The organism is Pseudoalteromonas sp. Z9A5, assembly GCF_011378875.1.
Classification (GTDB): domain Bacteria; phylum Pseudomonadota; class Gammaproteobacteria; order Enterobacterales; family Alteromonadaceae; genus Pseudoalteromonas.
The window spans coordinates 125559-141975 of sequence record NZ_WTLC01000001.1 but is presented as its reverse complement, the minus strand read 5'-3'; the positions used below and the strand labels follow the sequence as shown (position 1 = coordinate 141975).

Annotated in this window: 14 protein-coding genes; 9 read left to right on the top strand and 5 right to left on the bottom strand. The window is 37.8% G+C overall.

Annotated elements, in window-relative coordinates:
• Positions 1-9 precede the first annotated feature (9 nt).
• The 4 genes from aceE to ampD all read right to left on the bottom strand — a co-directional run bounded on the left by aceE (position 10) and on the right by ampD (position 5312).
• On the bottom strand, positions 10-2676 hold the full coding sequence (gene aceE, locus GQR56_RS00655; RefSeq protein ID WP_010553346.1) for a pyruvate dehydrogenase (acetyl-transferring), homodimeric type: 2667 nt from the start codon (positions 2674-2676) through the stop codon (positions 10-12).
• Between the two features lie 89 nt (positions 2677-2765).
• Positions 2766-3515 carry a pyruvate dehydrogenase complex transcriptional repressor PdhR gene (gene pdhR, locus GQR56_RS00650; RefSeq protein WP_007586129.1) on the bottom strand — a complete coding sequence of 250 codons (750 nt, stop codon included), beginning with the start codon at positions 3513-3515 and terminating at the stop codon, positions 2766-2768.
• A gap of 377 nt (positions 3516-3892) precedes the next feature.
• A complete protein-coding gene (ampE, locus tag GQR56_RS00645) occupies positions 3893-4744 on the bottom strand; it encodes a beta-lactamase regulator AmpE (protein WP_166108825.1) in 852 nt (283 codons plus the stop codon).
• 13 nt (positions 4745-4757) lie between these two features.
• Positions 4758-5312, bottom strand: a complete 555-nt coding sequence (gene ampD, locus GQR56_RS00640; RefSeq protein ID WP_166108824.1) for a 1,6-anhydro-N-acetylmuramyl-L-alanine amidase AmpD — start codon at positions 5310-5312, stop codon at positions 4758-4760.
• Between the two features lie 1298 nt (positions 5313-6610).
• Between ampD and nadC the strand changes: the two genes are divergently transcribed.
• The 7 genes from nadC (at position 6611) to yacG (ending at position 13557) form a co-directional block, all read left to right on the top strand.
• Complete coding sequence (gene nadC / locus GQR56_RS00635; protein WP_166108823.1) at positions 6611-7456, top strand: carboxylating nicotinate-nucleotide diphosphorylase; 846 nt, start codon at positions 6611-6613, stop codon at positions 7454-7456.
• A gap of 530 nt (positions 7457-7986) precedes the next feature.
• A complete protein-coding gene (locus tag GQR56_RS00630; RefSeq protein WP_206018047.1) occupies positions 7987-8421 on the top strand; it encodes a pilin in 435 nt (144 codons plus the stop codon).
• A gap of 87 nt (positions 8422-8508) precedes the next feature.
• Entirely contained in the window at positions 8509-9738 is a 1230-nt protein-coding gene (locus tag GQR56_RS00625) for a type II secretion system F family protein (RefSeq protein WP_166108822.1), read from the top strand.
• Between the two features lie 42 nt (positions 9739-9780).
• A complete protein-coding gene (locus GQR56_RS00620) occupies positions 9781-10719 on the top strand; it encodes an A24 family peptidase (protein ID WP_166108821.1) in 939 nt (312 codons plus the stop codon).
• Positions 10720-10735: 16 nt separating this feature from the next.
• The gene (gene coaE, locus GQR56_RS00615) at positions 10736-11380 is read left to right on the top strand and encodes a dephospho-CoA kinase (protein ID WP_166108820.1); all 645 of its coding nucleotides are present in this window, start codon (positions 10736-10738) and stop codon (positions 11378-11380) included.
• A gap of 145 nt (positions 11381-11525) precedes the next feature.
• A complete protein-coding gene (gene pilB / locus GQR56_RS00610) occupies positions 11526-13202 on the top strand; it encodes a type IV-A pilus assembly ATPase PilB (RefSeq protein ID WP_166108819.1) in 1677 nt (558 codons plus the stop codon).
• A 124-nt stretch (positions 13203-13326) separates the two neighbouring features.
• Positions 13327-13557, top strand: coding sequence for a DNA gyrase inhibitor YacG (gene yacG, locus GQR56_RS00605; protein WP_166108818.1), 231 nt, complete (start codon positions 13327-13329; stop codon positions 13555-13557).
• 74 nt (positions 13558-13631) lie between these two features.
• Here the strand turns inward: yacG and GQR56_RS00600 are convergent, their stop codons facing one another.
• Positions 13632-14120: a Spy/CpxP family protein refolding chaperone gene (locus GQR56_RS00600; protein WP_024612464.1), complete on the bottom strand. Its 489-nt coding sequence runs from the start codon at positions 14118-14120 to the stop codon at positions 13632-13634.
• Between the two features lie 211 nt (positions 14121-14331).
• On the opposite strand from GQR56_RS00600, the gene GQR56_RS00595 reads away from it, so the two are divergent.
• Both GQR56_RS00595 and GQR56_RS00590 read left to right on the top strand, forming a co-directional pair.
• On the top strand, positions 14332-15021 hold the full coding sequence (locus tag GQR56_RS00595; RefSeq protein ID WP_024612463.1) for a response regulator: 690 nt from the start codon (positions 14332-14334) through the stop codon (positions 15019-15021).
• The gene (locus GQR56_RS00590) at positions 14999-16414 is read left to right on the top strand and encodes an ATP-binding protein (protein WP_166108817.1); all 1416 of its coding nucleotides are present in this window, start codon (positions 14999-15001) and stop codon (positions 16412-16414) included. Before GQR56_RS00595 ends, GQR56_RS00590 begins: the two co-directional genes overlap by 23 nt.
• The last annotated feature ends 3 nt before the right edge of the window (positions 16415-16417 follow it).

The following is a 16417-nucleotide window of genomic DNA, read 5'->3' as shown; positions in this document are numbered from 1 at the left end:
GCAAACCTCTTATGCGTACAGTGGGTTAAGTTTGTTAGTGTCGATGTTGAACTTTTTAAGTGCTTCAACAACTACTGACTTCTCAACTTCACCGCGTTTAGCAAGTTCAGATAACGTAGCAACAACAACGTAGCCCGCGTTAACTTCAAAGTGACGACGTAGGTTTTCACGGCTATCAGAACGACCGTAACCATCTGTACCTAACACTTTGTAGTTGCTGCTTGGAATAAATGAACGCGCTTGTTCTGCGTAGTTTTTCATGTAATCCGTTGCTGCAACAGTCACAGAGTCGTTTAATACGCTTGTGATGAATGCTGTTTTTTGCTCGCCTTCAGGGTTAAGCATATTGAAACGTTCAACATCTTGACCTTCACGCGTTAATTCGTTGAAAGACGTAACAGAGAACACGTCAGACGCAATGCCATACTCTTCGCTTAGAATCGTAGCGGCTTTACGTACTTCAGTCATAATAGTACCTGAGCTTAATAGCTGTACGTTGGCTTTTTTACCTTCGTAACTTTCAAGCTTGTAAATACCCTTACGAATACCTTCTTCAGCGCCTTCTGGCATAGCTGGTTGATGGTAGTTTTCGTTCATAAGCGTTAGGTAGTAGTAAATATTTTCTTGGTCATCACCGTACATACGACGAATACCGTCTTGTACAATAACAGCTACTTCAAACGCGTAAGTTGGGTCATATGAAATACAGTTAGGAACCGTATTAGCAAGAATATGACTGTGACCATCTTCGTGTTGCAAGCCTTCACCATTTAGCGTTGTACGACCCGCAGTAGCACCTAATAAGAAACCACGTGCTTGTTGATCGCCCGCCATCCATGCCATGTCGCCAACGCGTTGGAAACCAAACATAGAGTAGTAAATGTAGAATGGGATCATTGGTAAATCGTTAGTGCTGTATGAAGTTGCAGCAGCAACCCATGACGACATTGCACCTAACTCATTAATACCTTCTTGAAGCACTTGCCCTGATACAGTTTCTTTATAGTAAGAAACAATATCACGATCCTGTGGTGTATAGTTTTGACCATGCGGGTTATAAATACCGATTTGACGGAATAAACCTTCCATACCAAATGTACGCGCTTCATCGGCAATAATTGGTACGATGTTTTTACCAATGCCTTTATCTTTTAATAAGATATTAAGTGCACGAACAAAACCCATAGTCGTAGAAATATCACGTTTTTGCTCTTCAAGTAGCGGCTTAAACGCGTCTACCTCTGGCAACGTAAGTTTTTCACTAAAACGTGGAATACGCTTAGGTGTATAACCTTTAAGTTCATCACGACGAGCATGTAGGTATTTATACTCAGGTGAACCTTCTTCAAGCTCTAAATAAGGTAGTTCTGCAAGTTGCTCTTCAGATACTAAATCGTCAAGACCAAGGCGTGAACGTAAATGTGCAACATGCGACATGTCCATTTTTTTCACTTGGTGCGCAATGTTTTTACCTTCAGCTGCTTCACCCATGCCGTAACCTTTTACAGTTTTAGCAAGAATTACAGTTGGACGACCTTTAGTGTCTTCTGCTTTTTTAAATGCAGCAAATAATTTTGATGACTCATGACCACCACGCTTAAGCGCGAAAATTTCGTCATCTGTCATATCAGCAACAAGTGCTGCTGTTTCAGGGTAACGACCAAAGAAGTTTTCACGTACGTACGCGCCATCTTTGGCTTTATATGTTTGGTAATCGCCATCCACAGTTTCGTTCATTAACTGTAGTAATTTACCCGTTGTGTCTTTAGCTAGAAGAATATCCCAGCCGCTGCCCCAAACCAGTTTAATTACGTTCCAGCCAGCGCCTTTAAACAAGCCTTCTAGCTCTTGAATAATTTTACCGTTACCCATAACTGGGCCATCTAAACGCTGTAAGTTACAGTTAACTAAGTAACAAAGGTTATCTAGTTTTTCACGTGCAGCAAAAGAAATAGCACCACGTGATTCTGGCTCATCCATTTCACCATCACCTAAAAACGCGTATACACGTTGGTTTTTAGTATCTTTTAAGCCACGACCATCTAAGTATTTTAAGAAGCGCGCTTGGTAAATAGACGAAATAGGACCTAAGCCCATTGATACCGTAGGGAACTGCCAAAATTCAGGCATTAACTTAGGGTGTGGGTACGATGGTAAACCTTCGCCATCAACTTCTTGGCGGAAGTTATCTAGTTGTGCAGCCGATAAACGACCTTCAACAAATGCACGTGCATAAATACCAGGAGAAATATGACCTTGGTAATAAACTAAGTCACCACCGTCTACATCATTTGGTGCTTTAAAAAAGTGGTTAAAACACACTTCATAAAATGCAGCAGATGATTGGTAAGACGCCATATGACCGCCTAAGTCGAGATCTTTTTTCGATGCACGTAGAACGATCATAATCGCGTTCCAACGTATGATCGAACGAATACGGCGCTCAAGGTTTACATCACCTGGGTAAGCCGGTTCTTGATCTACAGGAATAGTATTAACGTAGTTCGTGGTAATACCCGTTGGCATATCAACGCCGTCTAAACGGGCTTGCTCTAACACTTGCTCAAGTAAAAACTGAGCTCGTTCAACACCTTCTTCGCGCACAACTGATTCAAGAGCTTGTAACCACTCTTGTGTTTCTAGCGCGTCTACGTCAATTTTATTGACTTCAGACATATGGAGGTTTCCTTATGTTTAAAATACGAATGTTTAATTTAATATCACTGTTACTTAATTTTGTGTGTTCAAAGTAGCAATGTACTAGCTTAATTTTGTTTGGTGCGTCTTAAACTACGTTCAATTCGCGAATGTTCTTTTCCCGCTTCAAGTAATGCTTCTTCTATAAACGCTAAATGCGCATTACTTGCTAAACGGGCTTGTTCTGGATTACCGTCAATAACGGCATCCATTAATAAACGCCGGTGCTGGGCTAACTGACTGCTAATATCTGACTTTTTTAATAGAACAGTTAAATTTTGCAATACATTTTGCTCAAGTAGCGCTTTCATGCCTCTTACTAAATGCAGTAACACCACATTATGCGAGGCTTCTGCCACGCTAAAGTGAAATGCATTAATTGCTTTTGCTTTTTGCTGTAAATCATCATTAACTAGGGCAATTTTATCAAAGCTTTCTTTCACTTTGCTAAAATCGTTGCTGGTCCCGCGCAGTGCTGCGTAGTAAGCAGCAATCCCTTCTAATGCATGACGAAATTCAAGTAAATCAAACTGCGACTCAGGGTGTTTACTAATCAAATCAAAAAGTGGATCAGTAAGCCCTTCTTCGAGCTGATTTTTTACAAACGTGCCGCCACCTTGGCGACGCGTAACTAAACCTTTTGCTTCTAACTTTTGAATTGCCTCACGCAGTGACGGGCGAGACACTTCAAATTGCTTTGCTAGTTCACGCTCTGGTGGCAACTTTTCACCTGGTGCTAACGAGCCTTCAAGAATCATATTCTCAAGTTGCTGTAAAATAACATCAGATAATTTTGCTGCTTTAATCTTTAAAGACATGAATCAACGTCCGCGTTGTATAAATACCAAGAGCCCGTAAAACGTGGCTTTGAGTTGGATGACTTACCCAAAAGGTAAATTGGTCATACCAAAATTTTACAATAAGGTATCAAAAACCCTAATAGCTGTCAATTTACAGTATATTTGTATGATCAGAGCAGCGTAACGCATTTTGAACGAAGATTAAACAATACACAATTAGGTATAAAAAAGAGAGTGAAAACAAAGATGTTTACAATTGGTCTGACCAGAGGTATTTAGAGTTTTAGCTCTATTTTATGCATTTAAAATCTAACAAAAAATAATTAAGTTTAAATACAATTACTGAAGTACCTTTTTATAATAAAGGCACTCCAGTTTAAGTATTATTAAAATAGTTATGACACCGCGCCAAATAAAGTAAGCAATGCAATAAGTACTAAATAAAATAGCACGTTGCGCTTTACCAACTTAATCATGCATGTGGCTTCGTAAGTACAACCATAATAACGTTTCTCTACTTGTTCAGCAGCTAAAGCAGTGCAAGTAACAACTTTTCTATTTGGGCTGGTAAAATCAAGTACATAATGCAGCCAACAACTTGTGCCTTTATTAAAGTTGCCAATAACTAAATATCCAAAGCTTGTAATACGTGCAGGTAACCAATCAAGCCAAAATAACAGTTTATGTATTAGCTTAAAGCGTTTTGCAAATACAACTTTGTGATCTTCTCTAACTAAATCAGCAAACGTACGCACTAATGCATACAACACAGCACCAGGAGCGCCTAGTACCACAAACCAAAATATAACCGCGCAGTAAAATCTAAAATTAACCCACGCTAATGTTTGCCCAAAGGTTTCGCCGTTATCTTCGCCTTGCATATGCTTTTGCCCAATTTGTAAAGCATATAACGATGCCGCAGTTCCGTCATCGCGTGTTAATGCATTTAAGTACGACTTATATAAAGCACGTTGTTTAGCACAACCAAAGCATACTAATAACACCGCTACATTAATACCTAGCTGCCATAATACAAAATCAGATAAGCAATAAATAAACGCCATAGCAATAACAGGTAATATTAACCAAATTAAAAACCCAGGAACCGAACAAAACAAGCCTTTATCGGCAAGTAATTTAGTAGAGCGTTTTAAGTAACCATTTGCGTAATAACTTATTTGCCAATAGTTTGAGCGAGCACCTAAACGCTCAAGTATTAATGCAATTATTATAGAAACCAAAATCATTGTAGTTACTCTCTTAACTTGATTGCTCAAGCATATTAAAAAACAATTGCCAATTAAAGCTATTACCAGGATCGGTTTTTCGCCCTGGTGCTATATCGCAATGCCCAACAATACGCGAAGCGGTAATTTTAGGATAGCGCAGCATTATTGACCCGCTAATACGAGTTAACGTTTTGTATTGCGCTAAAGTATAAGGTGTAGTGTCGGTACCCTCAAGTTCAATACCAATACTAAAGTTATTACAAGCGGGCTCGCCATTAAACTCAGATAACCCTGCATGCCAAGCACGCTTATTAAAAGGTACATATTGAATAAGCTCACCGGTGCGTTTAATAAAGCAATGCGCCGACACCCTAACTCCCTCTAAACTAGTAAAGCTTGAATGTGCACTGCAGTTAATATTGCCCATAAATAAATCATCAACAAACGACGTACCAAACTGCCCCGCCGGTAGAGAAATATTATGTATAACCAATAATGAAATATCTACGTTAGTAGGGCGTTCATCAAAATGATTACATCCACGCTTTACTACATTGCGTACCACGCCATTTAAATCTATTTTCATAATGCTTTTATAATGTTTTTTATAATATAAGTACAAAAAATGTATAACGCGATGCTAAAGGATTTAAAAAAATAATGATAGTAATGAGCGAGGTATAAAACCTCACCTACAAACAACTCAAAACCATACGTAAGTAAAAATACTCCAAGTTTATATAAGCCCAACCTGTAGGTGCGAATTTACTTCGCGCTTGTTATTAATACCGGCCATGTTGCCCACATCGCTCATACATCTAATTTAAGCACTTTAAAAGCGAGGTATAAAACCTCACCTACAACAACTCAAACCCGCACATAGGCAAAAATATTCCAAACTTATATAAGCCCAACCTGTAGGTGCGAATTTACTTCGCGCTTGTTATTAATATCAATCACGTTGCCCACATCGCTCATACATCTAACTTAAGCAACCAAAAAGCGAGGTGTAAAACCTCACCTACAAACAACTCAAGCCCGCACATAGATAAAAATACTCTAAGCCTATATAAGCCCAACCTGTAGGTGCGAATTTACTTCGCGCTTGTTATTAATACCGATCACGTTGCCCACATCGCTCATACATTTAACTCATGCAACCAAAAAGCGAGGTATAAAACCTCACCTACAAATCCCCCATAAACACACACCGATGAAATTTATTTCACGCCAATAAATAAACCAACCTGTAGGTGCGAATTTACTTCGCGCTTGTTATTCATGCCACTTACATTATCTATATCACTCACATATCTAACTTAAGCACCTAACTACAACACCTCAAAGCGAGGTATAAAACCTCACCTACAAATAATCCAAAACCACCACCAACTAAAAATCATTCCACGCCAACGTATAAATTAACTTGTAGGTGCGAATTTACTTCGCGCTTGTCAATTATACCATTCACGTTTTCCATATAACGCATCTAACTCAAACACCCTAAAGCGAGGTATGAAACCTCACCTACAAATAACCCAAAATACACACCGATGAAATTTATTTCACGCCAATAAATAAACCAACCCGTAGGTGCGAATTTACTTCGCGCTTGTTACTCATGCCACTTACATTATCTATATCACTCACATACCTAACTTAAGCACCTAACTACAACACCTCAAAACGAGGTGTAAAACCTCACCTACAAATACCCTATAAACACACCGATAAAAATTTATTCTACGTCAATATATAAACCAACCCGTAGGTGCGAATTTACTTCGCGCTTGTTTAACTTTTTACTTAAAAGCCAATCGCTTCTCTTTCTTTTATAAACATAGTAAAATTTAACTAATTTATTAACGCTTATGAGCTTTTATTATGCCTATCCCGCACTCTTTAGTTAGCCAACTTGTCACTCTTGCACTCGACGAAGATCTAAATTATCAAACAGCTCAAAACGGCGATATTACCGCGCAGCTTATCCCTCAGAGCGAGCAAGCAAACGCAAAAGTAATTACCCGCGAAGACTGCGTATTTTGTGGAAAAGACATAATCCTCGAAGTATTTAAACAAGTAGACCCAACCGTAAAAGTAAATGTATTAATAAACGATGGCGATACAGCCCTAGCCAATAGCACTTTATTTACAGCAACAGGATCTGCACGATCTATATTAACAGCCGAGCGAACTGCACTTAATTTTGTACAAACACTCTCTGGCACTGCAACCACTACGGCGCATTATGTAAAAGAATTAAGTGGTACTTCAACCCAGTTGCTCGATACCCGTAAAACCATACCGGGTTTGCGCGCTTTACAAAAATACGCAGTAAAATGTGGCGGCGGTGCAAACCACCGTATAGGCTTATTTGACGCATTTTTAATTAAAGAAAACCACATAGCAGCGTGTGGCGGCATTACTAACGCAGTTGCTCAAGCTAAAGCTAATCACCCAAATAAACCGGTTGAAGTAGAAGTTGAATCGCTTAATGAGCTTAAACAAGCCATTGATGCAGGTGCCGACATAATCATGCTCGATAACTTTAGTGTTGAACAGATTAAACAAGCGGTTATTTTAACCAACAAACGCGCAAAAATTGAGGTTTCGGGCAACATGACACTCGATATACTCAAAACTTATTCGCAAGCGGGTGTTGACTTTATATCAAGTGGAGCGTTAACAAAAAACTTACAATCGATAGATTTATCCATGAGATTCGAATAAAAAAAATACGATTACAAATTTCTGACAATTCTAATACGTTGACAACGAGCATAAAAAGGCATTTAATAGCACGAAAGGATGAATTGTAACATTTTGTTAATTAATGTGTGTGTTTAATTAAAAAACACGTGCTAAATAGTAAGCAATAATGGTAGACTCATCCTGTTGGTCTATTTTATTTATAAAGTTAAGCTTAAATAACTAGTTAACCCTTTTATTTTAAATGTGTTTTAAAATATTTTTTAGTAAATATGTTAAAAATACAGATGAAACGGAAGTAACTTATCTTTTTATAGCTATACTTTACCGACTTGTTTACTGCTTAACAGTTGGAAAAGTGAAAGCAATATAAATAAGTGCAACATATAATAGTGAATTCACATCTAGCTTTTGTGTTTCATACCCTAAAGCTAAAAGTGCAATAAAAATTAATTTTAAGTAAAACTGTAAAATTAATAGATTAAAGTAAGTTAGGCATTCTCGCCGCTTATACTATTATTTTACAACATCTATCCTTTAGGAGAGGAAACATGAAAACAATGACTCAAAAACAACAGGGTTTCACCCTAATTGAATTAATGATTGTAGTAGCAATCATCGGTATTCTTGCTGCTGTAGCATTACCTGCGTATCAAGATTACACTAAACGCGCCCATGTAAGCGAAGGTATTAACTTAGCCGCGTCTGCAAAAACTGCTATTACCGAGTACTACACCTCTCAAGCTGTTTTACCTTCAACAAACGCTTTAGCAGGACTACCTGACAAAGCAACAATAAAAGGTAATGCTGTAACCTCAGTTGAAGTCGGAACTGATGGCGTTATAACAGTTATATTCAATTCAAAAGTTGATGATGGAAAAACTTTAGTTCTTGTTCCAGATGTTACAACTAATGTAGGCAGTATAAGCTGGAGTTGTAATACAGGTACTGTTGATGATAAATATCTACCTGCAAACTGCAGATAATGTATAGTTGTTTATTGGTATAAATAAAAAGCTGGGTAACTTTGTTACCCAGCTTTTTATTTTAAAACTGACATATGAGTTTACTTCATGGTAAAAAAAAATGGCAATAAAGAACTAGACACATTTATATGGGTTGGAGTTAGTGCTAGAGGTAAACGCCTTGATGGAGAGCTTACAGGCTCAAGTATTGCATTAGTAAAAGCCCAGCTTCGAAAGCAAGGTATCACTCCTTCTCAGGTAAAACGTAAACCAAAACCTTTATTTGGTATTGAGAATAAGCAGAAAATCACACCAAAAGATATCGCACTTGTTACTCGTCAAATAGCTACCATGCTTATGGCTGGTGTACCATTAATCCAATCAATAGAAATGATTGGCTCTGGCTCGACCAATAAAAGTGTTTCAAAGCTAATGAAAAAGATTGGTGATGAAGTAAAAGCAGGTCAGCCACTTTCGGCATCACTTAGAAAACACCCTCGTTATTTTGATGACTTATATTGCGATTTAGTTGCCTCGGGCGAGCAATCTGGAGCGCTTGATAGAATTTTTGATCGTGTTGCAATATATAAAGAAAAATCTGAAGCACTAAAATCAAAAATTAAAAAAGCAATGTTTTACCCTATTGCGGTATTAGTAGTTGCCGTTATTGTTACTTCTATTTTACTTATATTTGTAGTCCCGCAATTTCAAGACATTTTTAATGGTTTTGGTGCACAACTCCCTGCATTTACCTTATTTGTGATTGGTATATCAGAGTTCATGCAAAAATATTGGTGGGTAGCGCTTATTGCTGTTATTGCATTTGGTTATGCTTTTAAAGAGGCTAAGCTCAGGAGCTTAAAGCTGCGAGATGCAACGGACAGAGCAGTCCTTAAACTGCCTGTAATCGGTATGATTTTAAACAAAGCCGCAGTTGCACGCTATGCAAGAACGCTTTCGACCACCTTTGCTGCCGGTGTACCACTGGTTGATGCACTAGATTCTGCTGCAGGAGCATCAGGCAACGCGGTGTATCGATATGCTATTTTAGATATAAAAGCAGAGGTTAGCTCGGGTAACCAAATGAACTGGGCAATGCGTAACTCTAGAATATTCCCCGATATGGTGATTCAAATGGTAGCAATTGGTGAAGAGTCAGGTTCTTTAGATGGTATGCTTGAAAAAGTAGCCACTATTTACGAGCAAGAAGTGGATGACGCAGTAGATGCCTTGTCTAGCTTACTAGAACCATTAATTATGGCCGTACTTGGTGTGTTAGTCGGTGGTTTAATTATTGCTATGTACTTGCCTATTTTCGAATTAGGTTCTGTTGTTTAATTTTTTATTATTACGTCATCTATTTAATTATTTGGTTTTTATATGCAAAGTATTATCGATTTAATGCAAAGCCAATTGTGGTTTTATTTAACCACGGTTGGCTTAGTAAGTTTATGTGTAGGCAGTTTTTTAAACGTGGTAATTTATCGGTTACCACTCATGATGCAACGAGAATGGCAAAGTGAATGTCGTATATTATTAGAAGATGAGCTAAAAGCTAATGTAGCCAATGTTAATAAAAAGACTAACAGTACCGTTGAAAACAACACTGAAAACAGTACCGGAAGTAATCAACCTTTTAATTTAGTAAAGCCAAATTCAACTTGTCCAAAATGCAAAACTGCAATTAAACCTTGGCAGAACATTCCTATAATCAGCTGGTTATTTTTAAAGGGTAAATGTGCAAGTTGTAGCAACCCTATATCTGTACGCTATCCCGCTGTTGAGGCTATTACGGCAATATTAAGTTTAGTTGTAGCCTATAGCTTTGGTGCGACCGAACAAGCCCTATTATATATACTTGTAACTTGGGTATTAGTAGCACTTACATTTATTGATATTGACCACATGCTACTGCCAGATCAGCTTACACTGCCACTTGTATGGCTTGCACTTATAGCCTCAGTGTTGGGTTACACCATTGCACCGACCGATGCAATTATTGGCGCAGCGTGCGGTTATTTGAGCTTATGGAGCGTGTTTTGGTTATTTAAACTACTTACCGGTAAGGAAGGTATGGGTTATGGCGACTTTAAGCTATTAGCTGTATTTGGTGCCTTACTTGGCTGGCAAGCGCTGCTTACTATTATATTACTTTCAAGTGTGGTGGGTGCCATTATTGGTATTGCCTTACTGAGCATTCAGGGGAAAGACAAAGCAACACCAATACCTTTTGGTCCTTACCTTGCCATTGCTGGTTGGATTGCCATGCTGTGGGGCAGCCAACTACAAAGTACTTACTTTAATTTAATGGGTTATTAAGTTGGGCACGACTAGAGTGGCCGAGCAAACCGCTAAAATAAATAATTGGGTATTAGGTTTAACAGGTGGTATTGGCTGCGGTAAAACAGCCGTGAGTAATATATTTGAAGAACTCGGCATAACCATTATTGATGCCGATATTATTGCTCGCCAAGTAGTAGCGCCCAATACTATAGGCTTAAATGAAATAGTTAGCTATTTTGGTAATGAAATACTACTGCCCAATGGTACTTTAAACAGAGCTGTTTTAAGAGAGCGTATTTTTGCTAACACTGATGACAAAGAATGGCTAAATAAATTATTGCACCCGCTTATTCGTAATAAAATACTTACAGATTTAAACACAGCAACAAGCGCTTATGTTGTTTTAGTTGCACCGCTGCTATTTGAAAATAGCCTTGATAAATACTGTAACCAAACGCTATTAATCGATGTACCTAACAGCGTGCAAATAGAGCGTACTACTCAACGCGATAATGTAAGCGTTGAGCAAGTAAAAAGTATTATTGCAGCGCAAATGCCACGAGAACACAAACAGCAAAAAGCAGATGCTATTTTGAATAATGACCGCGATTTAGCATTAGTAAAAACAGACCTTTTACGCCTACATAAAAATTACCTACAGTTAGCATTAAAAAACATAACTATAAAAACAACTTAAGCACAATTTAAGCACTCAAAAGTGGTCATAACTTTTATAAACCTCTATATTAAATAGTAAATTTAGCCTAGATTATGAAGAATAATATAATCGCCTTCTTTTTTCTGATAAATTACTCACACCGAAGGATTAAAACAGGTGCGCAATGAATACTAACTCACCGTTACTGAGAAAATTTATTACGCTTGGTCGTATTGACGCCGATACGATTAAAGCAAAACAACAAGAATTTGCCTCAACAGCTGAGCTTATTTCTAAATGTGGAAAAATCGACAGCAAAGATTTAGCTGAGCAATGTATTGATTTGTTTCGCGTGCCTTACTTTGATTTGAGAGATTTCGATCCTGCAAGAATTCCACCCGATCTTATAAAAGAAAAACTGATTCGTAAGCATCATATTTTACCTTTGTTGCAAAAAGGCAGAAAAGTTTATATTGCTGCGTCAGATCCTACAGATTACGGCGCATTTGAAAACTTTGAATTTAGCACTGGTTTTTCGTGCGAAGTTGTTGTTGTTGATTATATTCAGCTTGATAATAAAATTGAGCAATTGCTTGATGCTACTGGTAGCTTAAATTTAAGCGATGATGAATTTCAAGAGTTTGCTGATCTTGATTCAGAAAGCCAAAAAGATACGATGGCTACAGAAGATGAAAAAGATGATGCTCCTATCATCGTTTACATCAATAAAATTTTAATGGATGCCATTAAGAAAGGCGCGTCTGATTTACATTTTGAACCATACGAGCACAAATACCGCATTCGCTTTCGTATAGACGGTATTTTACACGAAGTAGCAAGCCCACCTAACACACTGGCAACTAAACTATCGGCGCGTATAAAAGTAATGTCGCGACTTGATATTGCCGAAAAACGTAAACCGCAAGATGGTCGTATAAAACTAAAAATAACCGAACGTAAAAGTATCGACTTTCGTGTAAGCACCATGCCTACACTTTGGGGCGAAAAAATTGTAATGCGTATTCTAGATTCATCAAGCGCTATGCTAGGTATTGATGTACTAGGTTACGAGCCAGAACAAAAAAAATTATACATGGATGCGCTTAGCCAACCACAAGGGATGATATTAGTAACGGGTCCTACAGGGTCTGGTAAAACAGTATCGCTTTATACCGGTTTGAATATATTAAATCAGCCAGAACGAAATATTAGTACAGCTGAGGATCCGGTTGAAATTAACCTTGAAGGTGTAAACCAAGTACAAATTAATATTAAAGCCGATATGACCTTTGCAAATGCACTGCGTGCATTTTTACGTCAAGATCCCGATGTGGTAATGGTAGGTGAAATACGTGACCTTGAAACCGCTGAAATATCAATAAAAGCAGCGCAAACTGGTCACTTAGTTTTATCAACACTGCATACAAACTCGGCGCCCGAAACAATTACCCGCTTATTAAACATGGGCGTACCTGCATATAACGTAGCAAGTTCAATTAGTTTGATTATTGCTCAGCGCCTTGCGCGCCGTTTATGTTCAAAATGTAAAACACCAGAAATACTGCCAGATGAAGAACTTACTCGCCAAGGCTTTAGCGAGCAGCAAATTAGTGAAATGACACTATATACGCCAAAAGGCTGTGATAGCTGTACCGATGGTTATAAGGGTCGGGTAGGTATTTACGAGGTTATGCAAATTACGCCAGAAATAGCACAAATTATTATGCGTGGCGGCAACTCATTAGAAATAGCAGACGTTTCACTTAAAGCTGGATTTAATAACTTACGTTTATCAGGTATTCGTAAAGCAGCTGAAGGTGTAACCTCACTTGCTGAAATTAATCGAGTTACTAATTTTTAAAAATAGCTTACTCACCCAGCTAATATAATTATTAGTTGAGTGAGTAATTTATATCTCATGATTTGAGTTAGTAGCTTGGACTTAGATAATGTAAGATGCACCAAAAAATTGTAGAGAGTAAATTATGCCTACTATTGTTAACTGCCCAACATGTAAAAATAAAGTTGAGTGGTCAGAACAAAGCCCATACCGCCCTTTTTGTTCTAAGCGTTGTCAGCTTATTGATTTAGGTGAATGGTCGTTTGAAAACAACAGAATTTCTGCACCAATTACATCTGCTGATGAATTCAGCCAAGATATGATTGAAGATATTGAAGCCATGATGGCTAAAAATGAAGACAGTTTTTTTAAGTAAGCGGTTAAAACTAATAAGCGCACATAAAGAAGCCAGCATTTAGCTGGCTTTTTAGTATTTACAAAAAAGTACTATTAACTTTTTTGTTTACTGTGTTTTTTACCCATACGTTTTTGCATTTTTTCAAACTTTTCGCGTTGCTCTGCGTTTAGCACTTGCCATACTTGGTGCTGAGTTTTTAATTTAATTAAACCCATTTCTTCACCTTTTTCGTGGCGTTGTGTTAATAATTCTTTTGCTGCATTTTCGTCAAACGTAGCAGCCGATAATAATGCATCCATTTTAGCTTTATTAGCTGTGCGCTGTGCTTTACGCGCTTCTTTATCGGTGCCTCTTAACGCTTGCATTTGCGTTTTTTGCGCTTCAAAAATAGCCTTTAATTTAGTTTGCTGCTCATCTGTTAGCTCAAGTTTGTCAGCACCGCGCTCAGAAAGTAAAAAGCGTGCTGGTGAATTACCTTGTCTATGCCCGTCGCCTTTAGCCATTACGCTACTAGCACCAAGTGTTGCTGTTGCTAGGCCAAAAACAAGTACTAATTTTGAAAGTGTATTTAATTTAGTCATAATCGTTACCTTACTATTGGTTGTACTATTAATTGCATTATTGATTGGGCTATTAATAAAACGAGGTTGGTTGTAAGTCCTCAATCAGCTGAGTTAACTATACCTTCTTCAATGCAAAGTAACGCAAAGCAGTGTAAAGGTTGTGTAAAGATTCACTTTTGCACTATTTAGGGCGTAAAATAACGCTATAAACAACTCTAAGGGTTTGTAAATGAAACTATTAATGATTGATGACGATACGGGTCTTTGTGAACTATTAAGCGAATACTTAACCGCTCAAGGCTTTGAAATACAAAGTGTACACGACGGTGAGCAAGGCTTAAAGTTAGCGCAAACTAATGACTATGCACTTATATTACTTGATGTAATGCTACCTACCCTTGATGGCTTTGAAGTACTTAAACAACTTAGGCAAACAAAGTTAACCCCAGTAATTATGCTTACTGCAAAGGGTGAAGACTTTGACCGTATTTTTGGTTTAGAGCTAGGCGCTGACGATTACATACCTAAACCATTTAATCACCGAGAATTACTTGCACGCGTTAAAGCAATTACACGACGCATAGAACATATTAATAGCCTCAATGTCACCACAAGTAGCAAACTACTGGTTAACGGTATAACGGTTAATTTAGCCTCGCGAGAAGCCGCTATTGATAATAATGTGCTCACACTAACCGGCACTGAATATGAAATACTTGCCTTACTTTGTAAAAGTGCGGGCGAGGTGGTCAGTAAAGAGTTAATTAGTGAAGAAGTGCTTGGTCGCCGTTTAGCATCATTTGACCGATCTATTGATATGCATGTAAGTAATATCCGTAAAAAAATAGCTGAGCACATATCAACAGAACGAATTAAAACAATGCGAGGCACTGGCTATGTATTCATCCAAGGCGAATAAGCCCACTTTGTTTTCTTGGCTTAAGCATCCTAACCACTATTTATTTTTTAAAATATTTATATGGTTTTGGTTGACTATAATAGGCACTGTTGCAGCGTTGGTATTTTTAAGTAATATTACAGCGATTAATGCAGTAACCAACGAGCCATTACATGGACCAATGGAAAAAAACTTAATTTATACCGCTAAAAATATAGAGCGCTCAGTAATAAAACATAAGCGTACACTTAACGATATGCTATCTCACCCTCGCCTTTCAAAACGCAAATTGCTGTATTTAAGTGCTGAACAATCAGAGGACTCTTTAACCAATAAAGAAGTCCCAATTGATGTCGATTTAAGCTTACTTAATTTTACAAAAAATATGTCGCCACAAATTATTTTTACAGAAAAATACCAGGCTTTTGGTCCAATAAAAATAACAGTACCAGCGGGCGATTTTTATCTATACGAAATAGATATGAACCACCAACAACCTCTTTTTATTCGTTTAAAGTTAATGCCTGGCTGGATGAAAGTATCTATCGCTATTTTTGCCTCCCTTATTTTAAGTTTTTTATTTAGTCGCAATTTAATTGCACCTATAAATAGCTTAAAAAAAGCCGCTGTTAAACTCTCTAGCGGAGATTTAAGCGCAAGGGCTGCTATTTCTATAAATCGAAAAGATGAGTTAGGTGTATTAGGTCGCGACTTTAACAGCATGGCTAATCAATTGGAGCTGTTAATTAGCTCTCAAAAACGTTTACTTGCCGATATATCTCACGAATTACGCTCCCCCCTTACGCGTTTAAAAATGGCAACGGGGCTTGCACAAATGCAAGCAAACGAAGCAAGCCAATCGTATTTACTACGCATTGAAAAAGAAGCTAATCAGCTTGATAAAATGATTGCCGATGTATTACAAGTTTCACGCTTAGAAGCAAAAAGTCAGGCGCTTTCATTACATACGCAATCTCTGCAAATTATTGTTGAGCATGTGCTTAACGATGCACAATTTGAAGCCAAACAAAATAATAAGCAACTGCAAATAAGTGGTAGTGCAGAGGTAAATATTGACTGCGATGAAACCCTTATAGCCAGCGCACTTGAAAATTTATTACGCAATGCAATAAAATACGCCAAAAACACCATCAGCATTAGCCTAAAGCACAGTGACGCTATATATATAGAAATTTGTGATGATGGTCCGGGTGTACCTAATGATCAGCTTAACAAGCTATGTGAGCCGTTTTTTAGACAATCTGATGCGAGAGATCGTGTTAGTGGTGGCACAGGCTTAGGTTTAGCTATCGCTAAAAATGCGATTACCGCACATGGCGGAAATTTAGTGCTATCAAATAAAAAGCAAGGTGGCCTTTGTGCTAATATTACGTTGCCAATAATAAAAGAGTAAACC